Origin of the sequence: Microcella sp. (assembly GCF_033763155.1) — a bacterium.
In the GTDB taxonomy this organism is placed as follows: domain Bacteria; phylum Actinomycetota; class Actinomycetes; order Actinomycetales; family Microbacteriaceae; genus Microcella.
The window spans coordinates 1-1,996 of sequence record NZ_JANRKZ010000141.1 but is presented as its reverse complement, the minus strand read 5'-3'; the positions used below and the strand labels follow the sequence as shown (position 1 = coordinate 1,996).

2 protein-coding genes are annotated in these 1,996 nt (G+C 64.4%); one reads left to right on the top strand and one right to left on the bottom strand.

The window, feature by feature from the left end; translation table 11 throughout:
* Positions 1-75: 75 nt before the first annotated feature.
* Positions 76-1,173, bottom strand: a complete 1,098-nt coding sequence (locus tag SFU54_RS05860) for an AI-2E family transporter (RefSeq protein ID WP_319015355.1) — start codon at positions 1,171-1,173, stop codon at positions 76-78.
* Between the two features lie 152 nt (positions 1,174-1,325).
* On the opposite strand from SFU54_RS05860, the gene SFU54_RS05855 reads away from it, so the two are divergent.
* The coding region (locus SFU54_RS05855) for a M17 family peptidase N-terminal domain-containing protein (protein ID WP_319015354.1) at positions 1,326-1,996 on the top strand (671 nt) is incomplete at its 3' end.

Below are 1,996 nucleotides of genomic sequence, written 5' to 3'. Positions count from 1 at the left end.
GATCGTGCCGAGCACGACGTGCGCGACAACGAGAGCGGCAGAGATCACCACGAGCGGGTCAGTTGCCATGCGGGACTACTTCACTCGCTGACGCGGTACGACAACCTTCTTGATGATGAGAAGGATGCTCGCGACGACCGGCGAGGCCACGAGCGCCCCGAGAAGGCCGAGCAGCGTGCCACCGATGACGGCTCCGATGAGCACGAGCGACGCCGGAATCTTGATGGCCTTGCCAATGATGCGCGGCGTGAACAGGTAAGCCTCGATTTGCATGTAGATGATCATGACGATCGCCACGATGATCGCCGCGGTGGGCGACGTGAAGAGGGTGACGAACACCATGAGCGTGGTGCTGATGAGGGGGCCAATCACGGGAATGAGCGTGATGAAGAGGGCGATGAAGGCCAGAATGCCCGCGTAGCGAACGCCCATGATCGTCAGCAGAATGAAGGAGAACGTCGCGTTCATCGCGGCGATCACGACCTGGCCGCTCAGATATTTGCCGATCGAGTCAAAGATCTCTTCGGCAATCTCGGCGAAGCCCTCGCGCTTCGTGCCGGGCACGAGGTCGTAGAGAGCCTGCTTCATCGAGTCGAGCGAGGCGACGAAGTACAGCGTGATGACGACGACAAGCAGCACGCCGAAGGTGCCGTTGATGATGTCGGCGCCGATGCGCAGCGCGCCGCCGCCGACCGTGATCCACAGGTTCGGGTCGGCCGACGAAACCCGGAGCCACTCGAGCAGGATGAACGGATACCCGTTGAACTGTTCGTCGAGGTCGAGGAACCAGCCTTGGTTCTCGATGTCGGTCAGGTTCTCGGGAAGCGTGCGGGCGAGTTCGGTTGCTTGCTCGATGACGATGGGCACGATGAGCACGAGCAGCACGGCGACGACCGCCAAGAAGGCCGCGAGCACCACGCTGATCGCCGCCCACTTCGGAAGCCCGCGGCGTTCGAGTCGCGTCACGACGGGGTAGAGCCCGAGGCTGATGAAGGTCGCCAAGAAGATCAGCGTGATGGTGTAGGCCAGTTGCGAGACGGCGGCGCCGAGAAGCAGCGCAAACAGCACTCCGAGGGTTCCGATGAAGCCGATCGCAAACGGGCCAGACCGCAGCCACGTGACACGCGAGGCGGCAGGCGACTCACTCTCGGACGGGGCGACTTCAGACGTCATGAGCGAGCCTCTCTGGCGGCGGTGGCGCACGCTGACAACGTGCGGTGAAGAACCGTCGTCACCATATCGCCCCGAGGCGAAACGGAATAGCCTGGACGCGTTGGCGCGATCGTGCGCGCATCACCATTCTTCGCTTGAGAAACGGACCTCGCATGACCAGCTTGACGGTGACCACCTCTCCTGCCGCCCCCTCCACCCTTGATGTCGACGTCGTCGTCGTTGCTGCCCGACAGGGGGCCGACGGAGCCGAGCTTGTCGCGCACTCCTCGCTCGCCGGGCTTCACGACCAGCTCGCCGCGATCGGCTACACCGGCAAGGCCGACGAGCTCGTGCGCCTTCCGGCGCTCGAGGGTTCGCGCGCGAGCGTCGCGGTTGTCGGGCTCGGGGCGACACTGTCGGCAGACGCGGCGCGGCGAGCCGCGGGATCGGCCGTGCGCCAGCTCGCCGGCACGGGATCGATCGCGCTCGCTTTTGGTCTCGATGACGAGGCCGACGTGCACGCCATGATGGAGGGCGCTTCGCTCGCCGCCTATTCATTCACCGACTACCGCGCGAAGACGGCGTCAAAAGTCAAGGCACCGGTGGGCGCGGTGACCGTGTGCACGACGGCTGCTGTCTCGGCTGAGTCGATGGAGCGCATCCGCATCGTTGCTGAGCACATTGCTCTTGTTCGCGACCTGACGAACCGGTCGGGTGGCGACCTCTACCCGCAATCGTTCGCCGATGCCGCTATTGCTGCCGCGAAGGGTGCGCCCGTCACCGTTGAGGTGTGGGACGAAAAAAAGCTCGCGGCCGAAGGCTGTGGCGGAATCATCGGCATCGG